The following is a 22,097-nucleotide window of genomic DNA, read 5'->3' as shown; positions in this document are numbered from 1 at the left end:
TCGACATCTATGACGCGAAACCCGAGCGTACACATAGACGTCCTTTTTCCAAAGACTGTTCATTCGTAGTAAAAAGCATAACCCAAACGCCCAGCACCAATACGATCCAGGATTGGCAAAAGCAGGTGAATGGCATGAGAACATTGCTGGCTTCCTATAAGGATAATCAGAACGCGTTTGGTGCCCTGGCTGTTATGGAACCCGCATTTGGAATTTTTGACAAATTCATAACGAACGTACTCAAAGATAAGGTGGCAAATGCAGAACTGGCCGAAGCCGCCAAAGGCCTTCTCGACTGCTCAGACGGAACGACTGACGAGGGTTGCCTCACACTAATGGACACCCTTGTTGAGAACTATCGCGCTGCTTCTCTGACTGAAGATGAAGCCGCAAAGCTCAGAAAGCTGCAAAAGAGTCTGGTCGCGGCAGACTTTTCCGGAGCTCTCACTTGCGAACCCGAGGACACCGAGTGCACGCAGATTGATTTGTTTCTGAATAAATATTTGACCAAAGACGACAGAAAATCTCTTGTTGATGCGCGGAAAAAGCTCGAAGTAGTCAAAGGCTCTGAAGCCAAATATCAGCAGTACGCGAAGCTCGTGAAAGACACAGAGGACGCAATTGAAGCTTTGAAAGCCATTGCGGGGAGCCACGTGCAATGAAGTTCCTTGCAGCTTTCATTTTCTTAATCAGCTTTTGGGGCTCAGATCACTTGTTTGCTCAAATTTGCAGCGTAGCGAATTCGAGTCCGTGTGACTACAAGTCAGTGTCTGAACAGGAACAGTGTCTTTCCAACCTGAAGAAGAAGCTGTTTGACTGCCGAATTACGTTCGGACAGCTGAATGCAAACACCATTGAGCCGAACAAGGAAAAGATATTCCAAGATCTGAAAAAGAAGATGGAAGCAGCGCAAGGGTCTATCAATCAAACCGACGAGGCTCTCACAGCTGATGCGGAGGCAGTTGCCAAAGTTCTTGCTGACTTTGACTCGTATCTTCTGGTCATCAGATCGAACTATATTTCGCTGATGAAAAACTTCGTGCAGATTTACAGAACCTCCGAAGAGGCTGTGGAGACTGAAATTTCCACTCTGGCCAAGGCGCAGGAAAGCTCCGATCGTGCGACAATTATTCGGGCAATTGTGCGCCTTCAGGAGATACGCAGTAGTGAGGCAGACCTTGCCCTTACATATCGCTCACAGGCAAATCTCTTGAAAAGCAATGTCGAATCCCTTTCCTCTCTAATCCAGAGCAGGCTGAAAGGGAAAACCGCCTATCTTGAATCGCATGGGTGGGGAGATCTCTTGAACCCACTTGTGAATCTGAAAGCCCCTCTGGAAAGCGTCCTGGCGTACATCTCAACAAGGGAAAACTACGTCAGCGGAAAACTAAGCCAGGCACTGAACCAGCTGGATTTGAGGCTGAAGACTGTTCAAAAGCTCGAAATCGATGCAGAGATCGGCCCTACCCTGAAGGAAGCTGCCTATCTTACGTCGGTGAACAATTTCATGGGAGAAGTGGAAGCTGCGCGCCTGCTTGCGTTCCAGGAAGGCCCCAAACATCCTCGGCTGAACATCGCCTATTATGGAAGCCAGTATCAAAACCTCAAGAAGTTTCTTGATTATGGGAAGATCTGCCTCAACTCTTCCAAGCCGAAATGGACAGAATCGGGCTGCCTGCGCTTCAATCAATATCAGGCGCAAGCGAGCCGAATATATAAGGGCACCATCGCCTCTTTCTTAAGACAAAACCTTAATGCAATCGAAGCTACATATCCCAATCTCTTATCGGAGCGCGTTAAGTATGTCCGAGGTTTGATTGAAAAAAAGTCATATGGAGAAGCAGTGACGCTTCATGACTCGCTGCTGAGTTCGGAGGCATTTAAATGAAAAAGTGGATTTGGCTATTCGCCCTCGCTCTCAGCCTCACTCCATTCTCCCACCTTTCGGGAGCATGTGACGCCAAAACTGAAATAAGCTTGCAAATTGATGTAGTCAGGAACAGCGATGACCAAAGTTTGGTTTGTGCTTACACAGAAAACGGCAGATTTGTTTACATCAATAGTGTCAGCATTTGGTTCTCCAACGACTCCGCGACTTCAAGCGCATGTGATGGTGTGAGTGGAACCTGGACCGCTTGCGCAAAGAAATCCCTCTTTTATGCAAGTGGGACAAATAGCGTTTCGTTAGGCATTTGTACCCTTGATCCAATTACTGGCGGGTGCAGCTCTTCAGCTTACGTTGACCGTGGATATCTCCTGTCTGCTTATACTGAAAATGGCATCAAGAAAGCTATTATCCGGACCTACGTCGTCGGCTCTGGGGCACAGGTGGCACAAAGCTGTACTATGGGCACAAGCTCTGGCAACACCCAACAATGCCTGAGCAACATCAACTCGGCAGAGTTCCTTGAAAAAACCATGGCAAACATCCAGCAGCTGACTGAAGAAACAGAGCAAATGCGCGACGAAATGCACCGCGCAGAAGCAGCTTTCAACAAGTCTATGCAGGATTACTATGCCGCAAAGAAGGCGTTGGACAAGCCGGTCGAGCAGTTGACGAATGCGGATTTTGCGAATTTTGAAAAGGCTCAACAGTATCTTCAGGTAGCCCGAAAGGAATATGATCGCGTTACAGCTCAGATCAAGGCGAAGGAAACTGAACTCCGAGATCGCCTGTCAAGAGTCAAGGAGGACGCTACAAAAGGGCTGGTTGAGATAGGCATCGATCCAACAAGCGATGATACCTATAAGTGGATACCGAATATTTCGTTCGATCCCATTGTTGTTCCGCCCGTGAGAGGCGAAGATCCCATCCCCGATAGCGAAAATGTCTTCAAGATATTGGCTGACAAGACACTTGAAGAGCTTTCTGCGAATTGGACCAGTGGTGATCGTCGCGCATTTCTTGAAACGGTCTACCTCTGGACTGTGAAGTCTGAGCAGCTGCTTCAGCTTTACAAGGACCGGCTTGCGATCTCCTCCCTGGAGCAGCAGGCTTATCTCGACTCTGTGAAAAGAATTGAGGCCTATCTCTATGGAGCAAATGGGCAGCCGGGATATCTCGATGCAAATCAGTGGTTCGTCGACAATGTTTTGCCGGCCGAGCTCCGTGATGCAGTCGATGTCCTCCAGAAGGATTTTCCAAACGACAGGAATCTTCAGAAGCTCAAGCAGCTGCTCAATACAAAAATGAGCGGATCGGCAGTCAGCTCGGGCCAACTTAGGGTCGCGCAGCTCCAGGTTTTTGTCTACTCGTTCATAGCCACCTTCCGTGAGCTCTCGACCATCATGAAGGCAGCGCAGGATGCTGGCTTTCAGCCTTTCCCTGCTCCTCGCCCACCGGCCGGGACCACCTATAATGGTTTCGATTGGGACAGCCTGACGGCTGCCTACGCAATGCAGCAGGGCATGTTCAAAGAGATCGTGGAGGCAGTAGAATGGGGCACGGAGATGTACATCGGCGCCAGTCTGGCTTCGCCACTGGTATCCTTGTGCCGCGTATTCACTCTCAAGCGTGACTGCGATCCATCGTCGTCAAAAGAGCTCAACAGCAGCGTTACCGACTTTGTCTTTGATGTGCTGGACGCCGCCTCGCTCGGGATTCTGGGCAAGGTATTCGGCACCGTAGTGAAAGATGCAGCGCTCATTGCGAAAATGACCAAGTCTGAAGCCTCAGGCCTGGAAATGCTTATAACCATGGACCGCATGGGCCTGCAAACCGCCGAAGCAAAGCAGCTCATGCGTTCAGCAAAAACTGCAGGTTTAAAAACGGATGAGGACGTCAAACTCATCTCGACTGAGCTAAAAGCAACGGCGGCCGGAGCCTCAGGCGACTTTGATGCACTAGGGCGCATGAATCGACACGAAACACGGGCAGTCCTATTCCAGGGGCGTGACACTGTGACTTGCGGGCCAGCCAGTTGCAGCATGGTATTGAACACCCTGACTGGCAAAGATGTCACGATCGAAACTCTTGTTAGTCGAACAGTCATGCTTGAGAAAGGCACGAAAGGCGATCAGCTCGTTCAACTCCTGAAATCAGAAGGCGTGAGCGCCCGATGGAATCTATCTACATTTCCCAAGGATCTGGAAACACTGACGGCTAAAGGCCGCCCGGTAATCGTAAAGGTGAAGACGCCCCGAGGGGACCACTGGAAGATTGTGGACGGTGTTACGACTCGTGCCGGAAGAAAAGTCGCTGCAATCCGTGACCCGGCGTATGATAAGCCGGACGGCATCTATTTCGAGCTTTGGGAAACATTCTCGGCTAGCTACCTCAAAGAGGCGGTTATACCTAATCCATAGAGAAAAGTAACATGTACAGCCTTGAACAAGCAAAAAACTATGTTTTAAATCAGGTGCTTAAGTATGATGCTGCTGCTGACCCCGGAGATCGGCCCCAAATTATAGATGAGCATACGCTTACGCGTAAATTCGGCTGGGTATTCATCTATAACAATGAAGCCTACTTGAGCTCAGGACAACGGCATCTGAGCTGGGGCGGTCCTGGACCGATCCTTTTCAACAAGGAAACAGGTGAAGTCAGACGCTTCAATGCAACTTTTGATATGGAAATTGTCGCTGAGGACTATGAAAAGGAGCTCGAGGCCGGCGACGGCTGCTGGGTCCTTACCCTTGAACCCTGTGACGCCAAACAGATTGCCATTGCTCTCAAGAGCATTTTTGGAATGTCTGGGCCTGATGCTCTGAGACACACCAAGCGGATCCCTGGGCCAATTTTCAAGGGTGTATGGAGAACTCTAACTGAATTCGCACCCCAGATTCCTGGAGCAGCCGTAGAATTGAGCATGACTAAGGAACCCGAGCTTCCGGAATTAAAACCCCATGGCCGGGGCAAGTGGATCCTTGCCTAATGTGTCACCAATATTGACAGTTGGCACCAGCTTGATAAGCTTTGTCTCCATAACATATCGATATAATAGGGAAAATAGTCAGCATAGTCCCTGCAATATGGACATGATTCCGGGCATCCGGATTTATTGAAAGGATTTTCCATGCTGTCTCCAAAATTGCTGCCTGTATCTGCTCTCGTGTTTGCCATGGTTACTGCTTGCGGAAGTAAGGACGACAATAAAAACGATGAAACGCCTGCGGTTCGCCCAGAAATTCCACTGAATGCGCCTGCGGATATTCTGGGTTCGTGGAAGCAGTGCAACAAGACTGCTGAAAGCAAGTCATCCAGCGCAGTATATTCCTTCAATACTGACGGGACGCTGGAGTACTTGACCGAGGCTTTCAACTCCAGTGATTGTACAGGTGCCACGCTCGTGAGCCAGGCTTATAAGGGCTCCTTTGTGGTTGGATCTGGCAACGCGCTCGACATCAGTTTTCCGACTGGGAAGCCTGAAGACAAGAAGTTTGATACCCAGTATCGGGTGTTCTCTGTACAAGGCGAAACTTTGCTGATATCGAATAATGCCGTGCTTGGCGCTGACCCCACGCAACGGGATTATGACCTGAATTCCAACGCTCTAAAGCTTATTAAGTTCGCAGAATAATCGTTTTGATCAACAAGGGGGGGCTTGGGCTCCCTTTTTTTTATGGGGCGTTGTACCTTGGCCCCTGACCTTGTCCTGCCCATTTGGCGAAGCTACCTTTGGTTGATACAAGACCCAGGCCCTTCCGGGTCTTTGCAGTGCCGGGGTAGAACCGCATTTGACCAATGGGGATCGAGATTGCCCACGCCGCGGCCTGAGATTTCAGATAATGAAGACGTGGTGGACAGGCCGGACTCAAAGATAAGCTCGGCCACATCCTTGTTCGGGTAGTTCATTCCCGGCTTAAGCAGCCCCGTCTGAAGGCCTTTTTCACGAATCCGGCCCTGGGCCATGCCCGGCCGTCATCAGGGTTAAGGGCTCAGAGCTTGACTGAGGTGACTTTGCGAACACGAGCCCGCACCGCAATGCGATCACTGCGCAGGATTTTGAGGGCCGACTCGTCTTCTGCGCAGTGAATTGGTTGGCGTTGTTGGCACTTAATCATGTCTCGCCTTTAAAGATTCAGCCCTTTGGCAATAATTTCTTTCATGATTTCCTGAGTTCCACCACCAATAGGCAGCAGCCGCGCATCCCGGGCGATACGTTCGACCAGAGTTTCCCGCATATAGCCCATTCCACCAAATATCTGCACCGCTTCATAGCAGACTTCCTGAGCAACCGTGGCCGCCAGGTTCTTGGCCGCTGCCACATCCTGCGGACTCTCCTTGCCGTCCTGCATCTGCCGGGCCACAGCGAGAGTCAGGGCTTTGGCCCCCAGAATTTTGGTTTGCATATCGGCCAGCTTGTGGCGCGTGACCTGAAAGCGCGCGATCGGTTGACCGAAAGCCTGTCTTTCCAGACTATAATGCAGCGCCTCCTCCATGGCAATCTCGGCCAGGGCATAGCCTTGCACAGCCAGCATCAGACGTTCGTTCTCAAAATTCTTCATGATCGCCGCAAATCCTGATCCCTCGGGTCCCAGACGATTTTCACTGGGAACAAACACATCATCAAAAACCAATTCCGCTGTGTCCGAGGAACGCCAGCCGGTTTTTTTCAGGTTTTTAGATATCCGAAAACCAGACCGCTCTTTTTCCACAACGAAAAATGTCAGACCCTTATGCCCGGTATCTGCGGTTCGGGCCAACACGGTAAACTGATGGGCCCGCACGCCTGAAGTGATAAAGGTTTTGGCCCCCTTGATGACATAACCATCCGCAACAGGCCGAGCTGTGGTCGTTATACGGGCCACATCACTGCCTGTGTCAGGCTCGGTAATAGCCAGCGCAGCGATCTTTTCGCCACGCAGCACAGCCGGCACAAAGGCCTTCTTTTGCGCATCCGTGCCAAGGGCCAGAATCGGTGGCAGGGCGATCGACAGCGAACCCACGAGACCAACGGCCACACCAGTCGCTCCGCCGCGCAGCAGTTCCTCCTGGGCGACGATAGCGTGGAAGAGGTCGCCGCCGCCACCGCCGTATTCAACCGGAAACGTTGGCCCCAAAAGTCCCAGCGCGGCAGCTTTGGGATAAAGGTCGGCATCAAAGATTTCCGCCTCCTCCCACTCAAAAGCGTAAGGGCGTATCTCCTTGTCCACAAATCGCCGGCAGCTGTCCCGAAACGTTCGATGGGACTCATCATAGTAATGGGCAAACATCGCCTGTTGCATATCTTCCCTCATGATTGAGTTTCTGAACTGATCTCCGCCAAGGCCTGTTTTTCCATGACCTGGCTCTGCACACTGACCAGGAGCCGCGACACGCGACCATCAATGGCAGCCCGCAGTTGATGCTCCATTTTCATGGCTTCCAAAACCATAATCGTGGCCCCTTGCCTGACAAAATCACCTTCCTGGGCCTTCATTTCCACGACCCGACCGGCAAAAGGCGCGAATATCGTGCCACTACCCTCGGCCTTATTCCTGGCCATGAACTGCCAGGTCTGATCCACAACAACCTGCGTGCCACGCTCATCGGCGAGCCAAATGTTGGCTCCGTCCTTATACCAGTCAACAGTCTCGCCAGGATGCTCCGAAAGGCGCCATTGAAAACGACCCGGTCCCTGCGGAGCAAAATGAAAAGTCTGCAGGCCGTCCGCGGCTTCGACAACGATCTTGAACTCATGCGCACGAGAGCCTTCAGCTTCCATGCTGAGATACACCTCACGCTGGCTCTCGCGATGGAGCAATTGGAAACGACTTTTGACCCATCCGGAATTGCTGAAACCAAAGAGTTCGGCGGGCAGACGAAAATTCTGCCTTTGAGCCAGCAAGAGAGCCATGGCGGCTTTTTCAAAGATAAATTCCGGCGATCGCGCTACAGGTAGGGTGGCCAGTAGATCTGTATTTAAAGCATGTTCATCAAATAAGGGGCTATCGATCACCTGCTGCAGATAGGCCGTATTCGTCATGACGCCGATCAGTCGGGTCCGTGCCAGTGCCTGGCTCATCTTGCGACGGGCTTCGGCGCGATTCCTGCCCCACACGATGAGTTTGCCTATCATCGGATCAAACGAGCGCCCAACCGTCATCCCTTCCACGAAACCAGCGTCCACGCGGATGCCCGGACCTTCCGGTGCCTGCCACTTCACGATCGTTCCAGTTTGGGGCAGGAAGGCGTTGCCGGGATCTTCGCAATTCAAGCGCACTTCCAAGCTGTGTCCATGGGCCACTTCTGGGGTCAGGTGTAAGAGTGAGAGCGGCAGGATATCGGACAGCTTTTCACCTTGCTCCACCTGCACCTGGCACTGGACGAGATCCATATTATAAATCATTTCCGTGACGGGATGCTCCACCTGCAGGCGGGTATTCATTTCCAAAAAATAATGCTGCCCCGCTTCGTCCAGCAAAAACTCGACCGTGCCGGCCCCTCGATATTGACAGGCGCTGGCCAGGGTTTTGGCGCTGGCCCAGATTTTTTCACGCCAGGCCGGCAGAAGGCCAGGAGCCGGCGCTTCTTCCACGATCTTCTGATGACGCCTTTGCACCGAACAGTCGCGATCGCCTAGAATCGATGTTGAACCATGGCGATCGCCCAGGACTTGAACTTCAACATGCCGCACGCGTTGCAGCGCTTTTTCAATCATGATGGATGGATCGGCAAACAAGCGGGCCTCGGATTGCACCCGTTGCAAGGCTTCCGGCAATTGCTCGGCGTCCTTAACCAGACGCAGGCCACGACCTCCGCCACCTCCCACGGCTTTCAGCATCACGGGAAAGCCTATTTTTTCCGCTTCCCGTGCCATACGTTCCAGCGATTGATCCACTCCCTGATAACCGGGAATGCAGGGAACTCCGATCTGGTCAGCAAATTCCCTGGCTTTGGCTTTGCTCCCCATCAGCTCGATCACCGCCGCACTCGGGCCGATAAATCCCATGTTTTCTTGTTCACAAAGCCTTGCAAACCCAGCATCTTCGGACAAAAATCCATAGCCAGGATGAATCGCATCCACCCCATGGAGCCGGGCCAGACGAAGGATTTTTTCCCCATTCAGATAGCCATCGACGAGGGGATCGTCACCGTCCAGGAACAGGGCCCGGTCGGCGGCTTTTACATGCGGGGAGTCGGCATCCATGCGGGTATAGACCGCGACCGATGTTAGCCCCATGATTTTCAGGGTTTTGCAGATGCGGACTGCAATTTCTCCACGATTGGCAATAAGCACCGATTTCAGCATAGTTTCATCCAGTCGACAGATTTTTTCTCTAAAAAGGCCTGCCGTCCTGCAATCCCTTCTGCACCCAGAAGGGCCTGGGCAAAAGACTCAGCTGCCTGATCGAGGATGCCGGACAGATCAGGTTGCGCAAGCTGCAAGAGGAGCTTCTTCGTCACAGCATTGGCCCCTGGCGCACACTTTCTGATTTGTTGCAGGACCGATTCGAGTTGAAGCTTCAAGTCCGCTTCATCGGTAAAAGTGCTGTGCACCAGACCGAGTTCTTTTGCGTCCCGTCCCTTGAAACGCATCCCGAGCAGGGCCAGGCGTCGGGCTTGCGTCAGGCCTATCCTGAGAGCGATAAACGGCGCGATCTGGGCCGGAATCAAACCCAGGCTGGTTTCAGGCAAACCAAAGCTCGCCTGTTCATGGGCCAGGGCCACATCCGTGACGCAGCAGAGACCAAAACCTCCCCCCAGCACAGCCCCTTCGACAACACCAATCACAGGGTGGCGACAACTGTTCACAGCCTCCAGGAGATGGCCAAAGTTCCGGTTGGCCTGAATCAGATCAGAAATCTGCTGATCACGACTCCGCGCAGGATCAGGGGCCATATCCTTGATATCGCCGCCGGCACAGAAATGCCCATCCTGTCCACGCAGCACGACAGCGAAGAGATCGCGCCGGTCCTGAAGCTGGGCGAAAATACTGCGGAGTTCCTGCACCATCTGCTGGTTCATCGCATTTTTAAATTGCGGACGATGCAGGGTGATGGTGAGCACATGTTCGTTCTCGTGTAACCGGACTGTTTGCCATGACTGGGCAAGCATGGATTCCTTCATGAGCTCCGTCCTTGTTTGATGCGTTGAGGCTGACCGCTAGCGTTTGCCAAATCCCATGAGCTTGCCGATGATGCCCAGCATCATTTCGTCGGCTCCGCCACCGATGGAGAGGAGGCGGTTGTCCCGATAAGCCCGCGCGACATCGTTTTCCCACATGAAACCCATGCCACCCCAATACTGCAGGCAATTATCGGCCACCTGTCGACTCAGGCGTCCGGCTTTCAGTTTAGCCATCGAGGCTAATTTGGTGACATCTTCACCGCTGATATAGAGTTCACAGGCCCGGTATGTTAAGGCGCGCAAGGCCTCGACTTCGGCTTGCAGCTCGGCGAATTTGAATTGAATGCTTTGATTCGCCAGCAGGGGTTTGCCAAAAGTTTGTCGCGTCCGGCACTGTTCTATGGTCGAGTTGATGACATGTTCCATGCCCTTCAAACTGCTGGCGGCTGCGAACAGTCGTTCCTCCTGAAACTGCATCATCTGCATCGTAAAACCCTGGCCTTCCTCGCCGATACGATACGACTGAGGGACGCGCACATTGTCGAAGAAGATCTGGGCCGTATCGGAGCTGCGCATGCCGAGCTTGTCGAAACGCGGCGAGAGCGTGACGCCTTGGCTTTTCATGGGCACGATAATCAAGGATTTGTTGGAGTGCGGCTGACCATCTGAAGTGTTGGCCAGGAGACAAACGAAATCAGCCTGCGTAGCGTTGGTAATCCACATCTTGGAGCCGTTGATCACATAGTCGTCACCATTCTTAACCGCTTGGGTTTTGAGACCGGCAACGTCCGAACCGGCTTCCGTCTCGCTCACACCGATGGCGCCCACCATATCACCCGCAATGGCTGGAACCAGAAATTCGGTGCGCAGGCGGTCATTGCCAAAACGAGCGAGGGCCGGCGTTGCCATATCGGTTTGCACCCCGATCGCCATCGGAATTCCACCGCAACGAATGGTCCCGAGCTCTTCCGCAACGACCATTCCGTAGCTATAATCCAGACCCATGCCACCAAATTTTTCGGGTTTGGTCACGCCGAGCAAACCCAGGTGGCCCAATTTTTTGAAAATATCGTGAGCGGGAAAGATTCCTTCCTGCTCCCAGGCCTCAACGTTGGGGTTGATTTCATCGGTCACAAATCGCCGAACGGTATCGGCCAATGCTTTATGCTCCGCCGTCAATTTCATAGGGTTCTCCTTCTGATTCGGATTGGCATTGCGAACAGGTACATTCTCATCCATTCAAAAGCGTGACACTCCAAAAGTGCTGCCAGCCAGTTTCGTTTGCTCCGCTGCCTGGCAGACGAGGAGACAAAGGCCAAGGACCTGGCGCGAATCACGGGGATCAATAACCCCGTCATCCCATAAGCGGGCACTGCCAAAAATTGCTGACGATTCCAGGTCCAGCTTCTGCCGCGTGGCTTCTTCCATCATGGCCAGTTTCTTTTCATCGACGGCCTGCCCCAGCTTCCGAAATTTTTCTTCGGTGACTGTACGGAGGACCATGCCGGCTTGCGCACCGCCCATGACCGCCGTCCGGCTATTGGGCCAGCTGAAGATAAAACGCGGATCAAAGCCGCGGCCACACATCGCGTAGTTTCCCGCTCCATAGGAGCCGCCAACCAGCAAAGATATTTTCGGGACGCGGGCATTGGTCATGGCCTGGATCATCTTCGATCCATGCTTGATGATGCCGTTCCGCTCGGATTCCGTACCCACCAGGAAGCCTGTCGTATTATGGAAAAACAGCAGCGGTAGGCCTGCCTGGTCGCACAATTGAATGAACTGAGCGGCCTTAACCGCCCCTTGCACGGTGATCGGCGCGTTATTGCCGATCAGTCCACAGCGCAGGCCCATGATTTTGCCATGACCGCAGATTGTGCCCTGGTCAAAACCTGGCTTGAATTCCATGAATTCAGAGCCATCGATGATACGGGCCCAGATGTCGCGCATATCAAAAGGCGTTTTGATATCTTTGGGAATCAGACCGAGCAGCTCTTCGCGCGGATAAAGGGGTTCCACACTATTCGAAATCTGCGGCGTTGCCGAAGGTTCGTTAAAAACCTGAGCCAGCAAGGTCCTGGCATAAGCGATCGCATCGGCATCATTCTCGGCTATGTACTCAGCGGTCCCGGAAACAGCCGCATGCATCTCGCCGCCACCCAGATCCTCGTCGCGGGCAATTTCACCGGTGGCGGCCTTGAGCAGGGGGGGACCGGCCAGAAAGAGCTTGGACTGATTGCGGACGACGATCATATAGTCCGAGAGCCCGGGTTGATAGGCGCCGCCTGCCGTGGCATTGCCATGCACGATGGTGAGCTGGATAAGGCCCAGGGCCGACATCCTCGCCTGGTTGGCAAAACAGCGGGCGCCTTCGACAAAGACTTCGGCCGCATAATTGAGATTCGCACCGCCGCTTTCAGCAAGCGAGACCACGGGCAGTTTATTTTCCAAGGCGATCTGTTGCAGCCTAAGATTCTTCTTCAGGCCCGACGGTGAGATCACTCCACCTTTGATGGCGCTATTGCTCGCCAGTATCATGCAAAAACGTCCATGAATCAGCCCGATACCGCCGATAACACCGCCGCCACACGTCGACCCATCCTTGTCATCCTCCATTTTATAGCCCGCAAAGGCGGCTATTTCGAGGAATGGACTGCCGGGATCGAGCAGAAACTCCACGCGCTTGCGCGGAATCATTTTACCCAACGCGGTAAATTTGGTTTCCGCTTCCCGCTCGCTTTGTTCCTTCAAACGCTCGGCCGTACGGAACTCTTCCAGCTGTCCCAGCAGAAATTCGCGGTTGGTCCGGCTATCGGCCTGTGCGCTCAAACTATAACTTTCGATAATTGGCATCAGCAAACTCCTGAGCTTGAGACAAGACTTCTAGTCCAGACTTTCCAAGGCATCCGGTAATTTGGATCGATGAAAACCGTCATAGGCCTGATTATTTTCCGCTTTGGCCAAAGGCCAGAATTTGCCACCCAAAGGCGAGCCGCCATCCACCTGCACTGTTGCGCCATTGATATAACGGGCCCCATCACTCAGCAAAAAGCAGACGATTGAACTCACTTCCGCTTCGGTGCCGAGACGCTTCAAAGGCACACCGGCTTTCATAATGGGCAGCATGGTCTGAAAGCTCTTATCATAGGTGTCCATGCCGCTGGAGGCGATCCAACCAGGTGCCGCAGCATTGACCCGGACACCGCGGTGGGCCCACTCCACAGCTGCTGTTTTGGTGAAATTGTCCATACCCGCGCGCGCGGCTCCGGAGTGGCCCATGCCTGGCATGCCTCCCCAGTTATCGGCGGTTATGTTCACAATGGATCCACCGTGCTGTTTCATGGACTGGTTAAAAACTTCACGTGCCACGAGGAAACCGCCCACGAGATTGGTGCGCACGACGGCCTCAAAACCTTTCTGCGATATGTGGCTCAAGGGTGCCGGGAACTGACCGCCGGCGTTATTCACCAGACCATCGATACGGCCAGCGGCCTGCACGATGGCGCCGACCGTTTTGCTGACCAGTTCCTCGTCGCGAATATCACAGACGTAGGGTCGGGCTGCACCGCCGTCGGCCTCGATTTCATTGCAGACGGCGATTAATTTCTCTTCCTTGCGACCCACGATGTGGACGGCAGCCCCCAAAGCGCTGAGTTCATGCGCAATGCAGCGGCCGATGCCACTGCCGCCGCCGGTGACGATAAACTGTTTGCCCTGAAAGATCCTGTCCTTGAAAACCGATTGATAGGCTTTACTCATAAGAATTCTCGCGGCATAGGGATGTTGATTTGCAAAAGCATCTGACCGAAGGACTTGCCCTGGGCATCGGCGCGCAGACTGGCCATTCCACCACCGCCCAGGCTATTTTTAAGCATAAAATTAAGCGCTTTGATGCCCGGCAGTTCCCAGCGTTGCACAGTGGTTTCCGCACCCTGGGCATGAACCTCGGCAGAAAAATACCGGCGAAAATGTTGAAACACGCGATCGGACGACAGAGAGTCAAGAAGATAAGGCCAATACTCGGCTTTGCGAGCGATGACACCGATGTTCGCATGATTGCCTTTGTCGCCGCTGCGGGCATAGGCAAGCCGATAGAGTGGAACTTCGACCAGCGAGCCGTGCCGCTCGACTTGCAGCGGACGTGCATCGTTGAGAGTTCGACCAGGGTGCGGCTCATCGCGAGAAGGTTCAGCGCCGGCGGCGTAAGGTACGTCCGTCGTTCCGGTCGCAAGGGTCAGACTCATCGGGAGCAGCTCCTTATCGACCATGCCGACCAGCATGCCCATCCGTGGCGCCGGTTGCGGCCGTCCTGAGACGACGCCGTAAATCCCGGCACCCATGCCGGTTGCAGCCTGGGCTATTTCCTGGCAAAACGCAGTCACAGCGTTTTTGTCTTTGTGCGCAACGGAAACGCGCAGAACGATTTCCAAAGCATCCCTGGCCAGAAACTGGGTGCTGCTGTCCGCGTCGTACTCAAAGCTTTCACCGCTTCCCAGGCATTCGATGAGCGTGTCTGAAAAACCCCCGAGACCACGTTCTGCTAATTGACGTTCGACTCTATCGAGAATGGCTTTTCCGACCGCCTTGGCTTTGATATGGGCGTTTTGCCCCGTGATCATCAGGAGGGCATTGGCACGATAGCCCTGCAGATAAAAGCCGCAAGCTTTGTATTGCGCCGATGGTGGGCGTCCCTGCGCTCCCATCACACGGACCCGATCTGCGCCTTCCTGCTGAAGCTGAACGTTTCGGAAATCACAGATCACATTGGGCAGCCGGTATTGGGCGGGATCATCGATTTCATAGACGATCTGCTCACTCACCGTCGCACAGGACACCAGACCGCCCGTACCAGAAGGTTTGGTCACAACGAAGCTGCCATCCGCATCGCAGATGACAATGGGGTAGCCGATCTGTTCGGGCAGGAGAATCTGCAGCCAGTCGGTGAAATTGCCTCCCGTGCACTGCGCTCCGCACTCGATGATATGTCCCGCCAGAGATGCTTGCGCCAGCTTCTGGTAGTCATCCCAGGACCATTTAAAATGATGGATGAGGGGAGCCAAGGTCACCGCGCTGTCGACCACCCGTCCCGTGATCACAATGTCACAGCCCGCATCCAGTGCCGCCACCATGCCTTCGGCGCCCAGATAGGCGTTGAAACAAAGCAGCTGCTGCCTTGCGGGCAAGGCCGCATCTCCCCATACCCTCTGCTGAAACGCGGCATCTTTTTTGTTCCGTTCCTGCAGGTCGTCACCGTTCACCACGGCAACTTTCAAGGAAAGTCCCTGCGTTTCAATGAGACTCTGCAGCTGCCGCATGCACTCCATCGGATTGAGCCCACCAGCATTGGCCAGGACACGGATCCCGCGTTCCTGAATGGATTTGAGCAGGGGTTTGAGGATATCGATAAAATCTGTAGCGTAACCCTGGTCTGGCTGGCGCATTTTTGCGGAAGCCATAAGGGCCATGGTCGTTTCGGCCAGAAAATCAAAAACGAGAAAATCAATTTCACCTTTTTCGACGAGCTGCTGAGCCGCCCCGGGCGTATCTCCCCAAAAGGCTGAAGCACAGCCGATTGCGACCTGCGTTTTTTCCATCTTTCCACCCCCTGGACTCACTGTGGTAACTTTTCAAAAGTTGCGCTACGCTACCAAGCAAGCGCTTGGTTTGTAAAATGGTTTGTGGATAGAAAAATGAAAATTATCAGTCGATTGATCCAAGAGGGCCTGATCAGTGACCCTGAAAGCCCACGTGGACGCATCATTCACGAGTCGAGCAAGCTGTTTGCCGAGCGTGGTTTTGAAAAAACAACGGTCCGAGATATTGCCGCAGCCGTTGGCATCCAATCCGGCAGTCTCTTCCATCATTTTAAAGTGAAGGAAGACATCCTGAAGGCCATCATGGAAGAGGCCGTCCGCGTTTGCATTGCGCGGCAGGAAGAAGCCGTGGCGGGCGTGCAGACTCCCCACGAAAAATTACGTATGCTGATACGGAGCGAGTTGGAAACGATCCATGGACCTACGGGTCGCAGTATGTCCATTCTTGTTATGGAATGGCGTAGTATTTCCGAAAGCAATCAGCGTGAATTGCTCACGCTCAGGGAACACTACGAGCGCTTCTGGTTTCAGGTGCTGGAAGAAAATGCAGAGGCATTAGCCATTGACGACGTTGTCCTCTTGCGCCGCCTGCTGAGTGGATCCCTGTCGTGGTCAACCTATTGGTACCGAAATGATGGTGATACGAATCTCGATCAGCTGGCCGATTATTGTTTGGCTTTAGCTTTGAAAAAACCTTTATCACCCAAGGCAAATCCATGACTCAGTCCTACCCGCATCTGCTCGCACCCATCAATCTGGGACCCATTACCTTAAAGAACCGGGTGCTTATGGGTTCCATGCATACGGGCCTGGAAGATCGATTCTTCAATTATGGCAAGCTGGCGAGCTACTTTGCTGAACGCGCGCAGGGCGGCGTGGGTTTGATTATCACCGGTGGCATCTCGCCGAACCGTCGAGGCTGGCTCACACCTGGTGGCGGCACTTTAAACAATAAGCTCGATGTCTTCAATCATCGACGGGTGACCAGTGCGGTTCACAGTAAGGGGGGACGGATTGCCATGCAGATCCTCCACGCCGGACGCTACGGTTATCACCCCTTTCAGGTGACTGCTTCAGCGGTGAAGTCGCCTATCAACCCCTTCAAACCGCGGGAAATGAGTGAAAAGCTCATCCTGGAAACTATCGAGGATTTCGTGCGGTGCACCACTCTGGCCCGAGAAGCCGGTTACGACGGTGTCGAAATCATGGGCAGTGAAGGTTATCTTCTCAATCAATTCCTTTGCAAGCGCGTGAATCAGCGTCGTGATCGCTGGGGTGGTCCCATCGAGAACCGCATGCGTTTTCCAGTCGAAATCATCAAGGCCATACGGCAAAGGCTAGGCGAGGATTTCCTCATCATCTATCGCCTCTCCTTGCTCGATCTCGTCGAAGATGGCAACACCTGGGACGAAATCGTGACCACGGCCAAGGCCCTGGAAGCGGCTGGGGTCAATCTGCTCAACACCGGAATCGGTTGGCACGAGGCTCGTGTTCCGACGATCGTCACCTCGGTGCCAAGGGGTGCTTTTCGCGAGGTCACAGCCCGCATGCGCAAGGAACTGCAGATTCCGGTCTGTGCTTCCAACCGCATCAATACTCCCGAGCTTGCGGAGGACATCATTGCGAGTGGTGATGCCGATATGGTGTCCATGGCTCGTCCTTTGCTCGCCGACGCCGATTTCGTGAATAAGGCGGCAGCTGGACGGGCCGATGAAATCAATACCTGCATCGCCTGCAATCAGGCCTGTCTCGACCATGTTTTTTCGATGAAACGAGCGTCCTGTATGGTCAACCCTCGGGCTTGTCACGAAACCGAATTACTCATTCTGCCCAGTCCTCAGAAGAAAAAAATTGCTGTGGTCGGAGGCGGCATGGCGGGACTGGCGGCGGCTACGACTGCCGCGGAACGCGGTCACGACGTAACGCTCTTCGAAGCTACAACTACCATCGGCGGACAGTTCCGCATGGCAGCGGCGATCCCCGGTAAGGAAGAGTTTGGCGAGACCATCCGTTATTTCGAGAAAAGCCTCCAGCGGCTCGGCGTGAACGTGCAACTCAATAAAAAAGTTAGCCGGCGAGATTTGGACAGCGGTTTTGATGAAATCATTGTAGCGACCGGCGTCGTCCCGCGTCGACCGCAGATTGAAGGTTTGCAGCACCCCAAGGTTCTGTCCTACGCCGACGTGCTCGCCGGGAAAAAAGCGGTTGGTGCAAAGGTGGCCGTGATCGGCGCGGGTGGCATCGGCATCGATGTGAGTGAATTTCTGCTTCATGATGCGCACCAGTCGATTGAGAAGTTTGAAAAGACCTGGGGCATCGATGCGAAAGTCAAACAACCTGGTGGCCTGCAGAAGCCTGAGCCCAGCAAATCCCGGCGAGAGATTTGGCTCCTGCAACGCAAACCTGCAGGCCGAAGCATGGGTGCCGGGCCTGGAAAAAGCAGTGGCTGGGTGCATAGGATTGCGCTCAACCGTGACGGCGTGCAGATGCTCGGTGGAGTTGAATACGTGAAAATTGATGATCAGGGCTTGCACATTCGGCATGCGGGAGTCAGCAAAATTCTTTCCGTGGATCATGTCATCATCTGCGCCGGTCAGGATTCGGTGCGTGATCTCCTGCCGGTGGATGCCGCGGGAAAAATCACGGATCCGCGTTATCACGTCATCGGTGGCGCTGACGTCGCCGTCGAGCTGGACGCGAAACGAGCCATACAGCAAGGCACGGAGCTTGCGGCACGTCTCTAGATGACTTCGTTCAAATCCGCCATGCGGCGGGTCGCGGGCATAAGATCGTTGTCGGCAATAATCCTGGCAGGTATGCCGACGGCGACCTTGCCTTCTGGCAGATCCTCCACAACCACCGCATTGGCTCCTAGAAAACAATAGGCGCCGATGTTGATCCGGCCCAGCACGCGAGCGCCAGCTCCGATGACAGTATGAGGACCAATGACAGGACTGCCTTGAAAGCGCGAGGCACCAATGGTGTTGTTGCCAAAGAAGACACAGCCTTCCCCAATCCTGGCATCACCACCGACCACTGTGCCCACCGAATGCACGAAATAGACGCCGTGTCCCAGTTCAATATCAATGCCCAGCTCTATCGCATAGAAGGCTGTTTGCCACAGCCTTATCAGGCGATTGAAGACAGGCACATGCCAGCGGCGCAGCAGTTTACGAAGACGAAAGCTGCAAAGAATGGCAAAGGCATCACAGGCGAGCCAGATCCACAGATAATTTTTGAACGTCGCCGGCCGGTTTTCATAGGCCAGAATCATATAAATGTCGCGACGGATGTCATAAAGAAAAGACTGACCCACGGGCTTAGGCGGCATGATGTTCGGCCTCCGGTGGTGTGGAACGATCCTGGGCCCGCAGCGGTGAAGCCGCATAGCCGCCGACATACTGCAGACAGTAGAGCATACTGCACAGCGGCAGGGATAAACGAATGGGCAGGATGATGGCCCAAGGGAGCACCAGCCACGACAGAGGCGCAATGATCAAGGGCCATTGAAAAGCCACCCTTGCCAGCAGTCGTTTCACAGGGCTCGCACTGACAAATATCTGCCGCGGATGAAGTTCCGGTTGATTGGGATAGAGCAGAGAAATCGCCAAATCATAGTGTCCGTACAGCCTCGCCCGGCGCATGAAGGCACGGAACCGCCCGGTCGGGGAATTATGATAAGCGGCTGCTTCGGGTAGAAAAGCAAAACGCGCATGTCCATGGTGCTGTAAACGCAGTCCGAGCTCGCGATCCTCGGCCTGGCGATAAGCTCCATTAAAACCGCCGACCTTCAGGAAAAGTTCCTTGGGTACAGAGACGTTGGCGCTAAAAAAATGTACACCGGATGGGACCAGCGTGCCGTTCTTAAAATTCTCGTACATGGTGCGAATGGATTTTTCATAGAACCACTCAAAGGCCGGGCGACGGGGGTTATCCCGAGGCGGGAGGATCGCGCCCAAAGCCACGCCAGAGTCGGCGTTCTTTTCGTGAAACAGGAGATGACTCTGCAAAAAGCCGGCATGCGCCGCTTCCATGTCATCATCAAGAAACAGGAGGTAACGGCCACGCGATTCCCAAACACCATACTGCCGGGCGAGCGCCTGGCCCTGATTGTTTTGTGAGAGAATGCGAATCCAGCCGTCCTTCTGCTTTTGTTGATAGCTCTGCAGCACACTCCAGGTGCTGTCATTGCTGCCGTCATCCACCACCAGGATTTCCGAACGGCTATGATCGATATTTTGCAATAGCAAGGCATCGAGCAGAACCGGCAAACGTCCGGCTCGATTATAGGTCGGGATGATGACGCTCAGAAGGATATCCATAAGTGTATTATACCATGTTGAGGGCATGTGACTGAATTTATCAAGGCACCAAAAATGTCTTGGGGGTTGAATAAAAGTGTAAAACCTACGTAGAAAAAATTCAAGACCCCGCGGAAGCCAGCCGAAATTGGAAAGGCACCATCACAGTCATCGTTAGCAGGGGTCTTTATGCAGGACTTCAGTGAAAAACTGGAAGAGGAAATTCTCGGTCAATGGGGTCGGCAAAAACCTTTGCCTGACCGAATTTACTTTTTCAAGGTTTTTCGCCGCAATCTTGGTCTCATGGGACTCGGCGCCCTGATCACGGGAGCGCTCGCCCTCGTGTTGCCGATGATCGCGGACAACACCTACAAATCCAGTGTCTATGCGATCTTCGATCATGTCGACGTCTCCGGCTCGGGTCTGGGCACATCGCCTCAGGTGCGGTACAACACGGTGGCCCGTTTGTTTCAGGCGCGTTTTGAATCCCAGGATTTCCTAACCGAAATCGCTAATAAACTGGGCGGACGTGATGTTTTCATGCGAGAAAACCCGCTTATTCAAATGATGCACAAAGTCTCCAGGGGCAAGGTCGATCTGTTGGCCGAGGAGCCGGAAGACAAGGATGAAAGAGTCATCCTGGCCAGAGTCCTGAGCAAGCAGCTGGATGCGTTTCCCGAACCGGAATCCGGGGTCCTTACGCTGTCAGCTTATAGCCATTCACCCAAGATTTCACAGAATCTGGCCAACGAGGCCATGGAACTCTTCATCCGTAAGGAACTGGATGAGCAGATCCGCAGCCTTGATATTAAATTGAACTTCCTGCAAAAAAACATCACAAGGCCCTCTGAACCGCGGAGTTCGGCGCGCACAGGCAGCAAGGATACCCGCACGTCGCATGTGAACAAACTGCAGGCCGAGGATCAGCAGACGGAGCTGGAGGATCGCCTGCGGAGCCTGAATGCGCAATTGGACAATACCCGGGTCGATCGAGAAGCAGCCATGGCCGATGTGAAGCGGGAACTCGTGCGCCTGCAGACGACTCTGCAACCGAACCATCCTCAGGTTGTCGAAAAGCGCAAGGAACTCGATGTCATTGCCAGCCAGTATACGAACAACGAAAGCAAGGTTCGTAATAGTCTGGAAGCTATACGGGCGCAGTTGCGTTCCCTCCGATCCTCGTCGGCCCTCGGCCCCGATGTCACCAACCTCGATATCCGTGACTCCCAGGACTATCAGGGCGGTTTCTTTGTGGCTGTTTCCGACCGCATCAAGGATATTGAGCTGGAACGCAAAAACCTCACGCGGCAAAGGGATGATCCGTCCCTGCGCACACGCCTGCGGATTATTTATCCGGCAGCCTATGAACCGGTTCCCTACAAAAACAATCGCCGGAACATGGCTTTGGCCGTCATGGCCGCGGGCTTGGGTGTGATTGGTCTGCTGGTGATCCTACGCGAACTTCGTAACCCCCGGGCGCGTGACGTCTGGCGTGTGGAACGTAGCACAGGACACTCGATCGTCGCGCAGATCTCCCTCAAGAGTGCCAACGAATTCTCGGATATCACCCCCAACCTGGCGGATAAACTGCGTTCGCATCTTTCCAAAATCAACAAGGTCGATGATGCGGCCCGCACACTTTTATCCTATCGCCGTCTAGAACTGGCCATGGAGCAGGGTTGCCAAGGTCGCGTCGTGATGCTGATCAACGCCGGTCCTTTTGATGAAACAGCGCAGGCCATCAAAAACTTTTTGAATATTTATGCGACCGATCATCAGGATGACTATCTGTTGATCGACTGTAATCTGCAGGATCCCGTCTATCGCAAGGTCGGCGAAGGCCCTGACCTGGTCGATTTCTGGGAAGGCCGCGCGACATTCGAAAAGGTTATGATTCCACGGGAAGATCTGGAAGGCTTTGCTTTTGATGTGATCCCACCCATGCCCAAGCTAAGTGGCGAAAAAACTCGCGCATTCCGGGAGGATCGTATTGAAATGGCTTTGGATAAGATTCCAGGTCATTATAAGAAGGTCTTCATTCGCGCCATGCCCGAGTCGCACTTTATTGAGAACATGGCCCTGCTCAAAGTGTCCAGTGATGGCTTTGTCTTCGTCGATGCGCATCATACGAACTACTTTGATCTGCAGCGGACCCTGACTCATTTGCGCTCGGATAAACTTCGCGGCCTGGTCGCACTGGGAACCTAAGAC

At 53.7% G+C, this 22,097-nt stretch carries 17 protein-coding genes; 8 read left to right on the top strand and 9 right to left on the bottom strand.

Features of this window, described 5'->3' with window-relative positions; all coding sequences use genetic code 11:
- Positions 1 to 134 precede the first annotated feature (134 nt).
- The 5 genes from VE954_RS31480 (at position 135) to VE954_RS31460 (ending at position 5,519) form a co-directional block, all read left to right on the top strand.
- A complete protein-coding gene (locus VE954_RS31480) occupies positions 135 to 662 on the top strand; it encodes a hypothetical protein (protein ID WP_324960473.1) in 528 nt (175 codons plus the stop codon).
- Positions 659 to 1,888, top strand: coding sequence for a hypothetical protein (locus VE954_RS31475; protein WP_324960471.1), 1,230 nt, complete (start codon positions 659 to 661; stop codon positions 1,886 to 1,888). Before VE954_RS31480 ends, VE954_RS31475 begins: the two co-directional genes overlap by 4 nt.
- Positions 1,885 to 4,305 carry a papain-like cysteine protease family protein gene (locus tag VE954_RS31470; protein ID WP_324960469.1) on the top strand — a complete coding sequence of 807 codons (2,421 nt, stop codon included), beginning with the start codon at positions 1,885 to 1,887 and terminating at the stop codon, positions 4,303 to 4,305. The genes VE954_RS31475 and VE954_RS31470 overlap by 4 nt, the downstream gene beginning before the upstream one ends.
- A gap of 11 nt (positions 4,306 to 4,316) precedes the next feature.
- Positions 4,317 to 4,874: a hypothetical protein gene (locus tag VE954_RS31465; protein WP_324960467.1), complete on the top strand. Its 558-nt coding sequence runs from the start codon at positions 4,317 to 4,319 to the stop codon at positions 4,872 to 4,874.
- A gap of 141 nt (positions 4,875 to 5,015) precedes the next feature.
- Positions 5,016 to 5,519 (top strand): hypothetical protein, encoded by a 504-nt coding sequence (locus VE954_RS31460; RefSeq protein WP_324960465.1) that lies wholly within the window; start codon positions 5,016 to 5,018, stop codon positions 5,517 to 5,519.
- 493 nt (positions 5,520 to 6,012) lie between these two features.
- Here the strand turns inward: VE954_RS31460 and VE954_RS31455 are convergent, their stop codons facing one another.
- The 7 genes from VE954_RS31455 to VE954_RS31425 are packed head-to-tail and all read right to left on the bottom strand — an operon-like array spanning position 6,013 to position 15,585.
- Entirely contained in the window at positions 6,013 to 7,167 is a 1,155-nt protein-coding gene (locus VE954_RS31455) for an acyl-CoA dehydrogenase family protein (RefSeq protein WP_324960463.1), read from the bottom strand.
- An 8-nt stretch (positions 7,168 to 7,175) separates the two neighbouring features.
- Positions 7,176 to 9,173: an acetyl/propionyl/methylcrotonyl-CoA carboxylase subunit alpha gene (locus VE954_RS31450; protein ID WP_324960461.1), complete on the bottom strand. Its 1,998-nt coding sequence runs from the start codon at positions 9,171 to 9,173 to the stop codon at positions 7,176 to 7,178.
- Positions 9,167 to 9,991: an enoyl-CoA hydratase/isomerase family protein gene (locus VE954_RS31445; protein ID WP_324960460.1), complete on the bottom strand. Its 825-nt coding sequence runs from the start codon at positions 9,989 to 9,991 to the stop codon at positions 9,167 to 9,169. The genes VE954_RS31450 and VE954_RS31445 overlap by 7 nt, the downstream gene beginning before the upstream one ends.
- A gap of 36 nt (positions 9,992 to 10,027) precedes the next feature.
- Complete coding sequence (locus tag VE954_RS31440) at positions 10,028 to 11,176, bottom strand: acyl-CoA dehydrogenase family protein (protein ID WP_324960457.1); 1,149 nt, start codon at positions 11,174 to 11,176, stop codon at positions 10,028 to 10,030.
- Positions 11,177 to 11,230: 54 nt separating this feature from the next.
- Entirely contained in the window at positions 11,231 to 12,844 is a 1,614-nt protein-coding gene (locus tag VE954_RS31435; protein ID WP_324960455.1) for an acyl-CoA carboxylase subunit beta, read from the bottom strand.
- 30 nt (positions 12,845 to 12,874) lie between these two features.
- The gene (locus VE954_RS31430; RefSeq protein ID WP_324960453.1) at positions 12,875 to 13,750 is read right to left on the bottom strand and encodes an SDR family oxidoreductase; all 876 of its coding nucleotides are present in this window, start codon (positions 13,748 to 13,750) and stop codon (positions 12,875 to 12,877) included.
- Positions 13,747 to 15,585, bottom strand: a complete 1,839-nt coding sequence (locus tag VE954_RS31425) for an acyclic terpene utilization AtuA family protein (protein WP_324960451.1) — start codon at positions 15,583 to 15,585, stop codon at positions 13,747 to 13,749. The genes VE954_RS31430 and VE954_RS31425 overlap by 4 nt, the downstream gene beginning before the upstream one ends.
- Positions 15,586 to 15,681: 96 nt before the next feature.
- On the opposite strand from VE954_RS31425, the gene VE954_RS31420 reads away from it, so the two are divergent.
- Both VE954_RS31420 and VE954_RS31415 read left to right on the top strand, forming a co-directional pair.
- Positions 15,682 to 16,305: a TetR/AcrR family transcriptional regulator gene (locus VE954_RS31420; RefSeq protein WP_324960449.1), complete on the top strand. Its 624-nt coding sequence runs from the start codon at positions 15,682 to 15,684 to the stop codon at positions 16,303 to 16,305.
- Positions 16,302 to 18,329: an NADPH-dependent 2,4-dienoyl-CoA reductase gene (locus VE954_RS31415; RefSeq protein WP_324960448.1), complete on the top strand. Its 2,028-nt coding sequence runs from the start codon at positions 16,302 to 16,304 to the stop codon at positions 18,327 to 18,329. The genes VE954_RS31420 and VE954_RS31415 overlap by 4 nt, the downstream gene beginning before the upstream one ends.
- On the opposite strand, the gene epsC is transcribed toward VE954_RS31415, so the two are convergent.
- Both epsC and VE954_RS31405 read right to left on the bottom strand, forming a co-directional pair.
- A complete protein-coding gene (gene epsC / locus VE954_RS31410; protein WP_324960446.1) occupies positions 18,326 to 18,916 on the bottom strand; it encodes a serine O-acetyltransferase EpsC in 591 nt (196 codons plus the stop codon). The two genes, VE954_RS31415 and epsC, sit on opposite strands and share 4 nt — an antisense overlap.
- Entirely contained in the window at positions 18,906 to 19,907 is a 1,002-nt protein-coding gene (locus tag VE954_RS31405; RefSeq protein WP_324960444.1) for a glycosyltransferase family 2 protein, read from the bottom strand. The genes epsC and VE954_RS31405 overlap by 11 nt, the downstream gene beginning before the upstream one ends.
- Before the next feature lie 168 nt (positions 19,908 to 20,075).
- Between VE954_RS31405 and VE954_RS31400 the strand changes: the two genes are divergently transcribed.
- A complete protein-coding gene (locus VE954_RS31400) occupies positions 20,076 to 22,094 on the top strand; it encodes a hypothetical protein (protein ID WP_324960442.1) in 2,019 nt (672 codons plus the stop codon).
- Positions 22,095 to 22,097 lie beyond the last annotated feature (3 nt).

Source organism: Oligoflexus sp. (genome assembly GCF_035638955.1).
Taxonomy (GTDB): domain Bacteria; phylum Bdellovibrionota_B; class Oligoflexia; order Oligoflexales; family Oligoflexaceae; genus Oligoflexus.
The sequence above is the reverse complement of the archived record's forward strand: the minus strand, read 5'-3'. Positions and strand labels throughout refer to the sequence as shown.

What these genes read in the sequence shown, in the direction of transcription:
- VE954_RS31480 (WP_324960473.1), top strand. Translation starts at nt 135, where the DNA reads ATGAGAACATTGCTGGCTTCCTATAAGGATAATCAGAACGCGTTTGGT.
- VE954_RS31475 (WP_324960471.1), top strand. Translation starts at nt 659, where the DNA reads ATGAAGTTCCTTGCAGCTTTCATTTTCTTAATCAGCTTTTGGGGCTCA.
- VE954_RS31470 (WP_324960469.1), top strand. Translation starts at nt 1,885, where the DNA reads ATGAAAAAGTGGATTTGGCTATTCGCCCTCGCTCTCAGCCTCACTCCA.
- VE954_RS31465 (WP_324960467.1), top strand. Translation starts at nt 4,317, where the DNA reads ATGTACAGCCTTGAACAAGCAAAAAACTATGTTTTAAATCAGGTGCTT.
- VE954_RS31460 (WP_324960465.1), top strand. Translation starts at nt 5,016, where the DNA reads ATGCTGTCTCCAAAATTGCTGCCTGTATCTGCTCTCGTGTTTGCCATG.
- VE954_RS31455 (WP_324960463.1), bottom strand. Translation starts at nt 7,167, where the DNA reads ATGCAACAGGCGATGTTTGCCCATTACTATGATGAGTCCCATCGAACG.
- VE954_RS31450 (WP_324960461.1), bottom strand. Translation starts at nt 9,173, where the DNA reads ATGCTGAAATCGGTGCTTATTGCCAATCGTGGAGAAATTGCAGTCCGC.
- VE954_RS31445 (WP_324960460.1), bottom strand. Translation starts at nt 9,991, where the DNA reads ATGAAGGAATCCATGCTTGCCCAGTCATGGCAAACAGTCCGGTTACAC.
- VE954_RS31440 (WP_324960457.1), bottom strand. Translation starts at nt 11,176, where the DNA reads ATGAAATTGACGGCGGAGCATAAAGCATTGGCCGATACCGTTCGGCGA.
- VE954_RS31435 (WP_324960455.1), bottom strand. Translation starts at nt 12,844, where the DNA reads ATGCCAATTATCGAAAGTTATAGTTTGAGCGCACAGGCCGATAGCCGG.
- VE954_RS31430 (WP_324960453.1), bottom strand. Translation starts at nt 13,750, where the DNA reads ATGAGTAAAGCCTATCAATCGGTTTTCAAGGACAGGATCTTTCAGGGC.
- VE954_RS31425 (WP_324960451.1), bottom strand. Translation starts at nt 15,585, where the DNA reads ATGGAAAAAACGCAGGTCGCAATCGGCTGTGCTTCAGCCTTTTGGGGA.
- VE954_RS31420 (WP_324960449.1), top strand. Translation starts at nt 15,682, where the DNA reads ATGAAAATTATCAGTCGATTGATCCAAGAGGGCCTGATCAGTGACCCT.
- VE954_RS31415 (WP_324960448.1), top strand. Translation starts at nt 16,302, where the DNA reads ATGACTCAGTCCTACCCGCATCTGCTCGCACCCATCAATCTGGGACCC.
- epsC (WP_324960446.1), bottom strand. Translation starts at nt 18,916, where the DNA reads ATGCCGCCTAAGCCCGTGGGTCAGTCTTTTCTTTATGACATCCGTCGC.
- VE954_RS31405 (WP_324960444.1), bottom strand. Translation starts at nt 19,907, where the DNA reads ATGGATATCCTTCTGAGCGTCATCATCCCGACCTATAATCGAGCCGGA.
- VE954_RS31400 (WP_324960442.1), top strand. Translation starts at nt 20,076, where the DNA reads ATGCAGGACTTCAGTGAAAAACTGGAAGAGGAAATTCTCGGTCAATGG.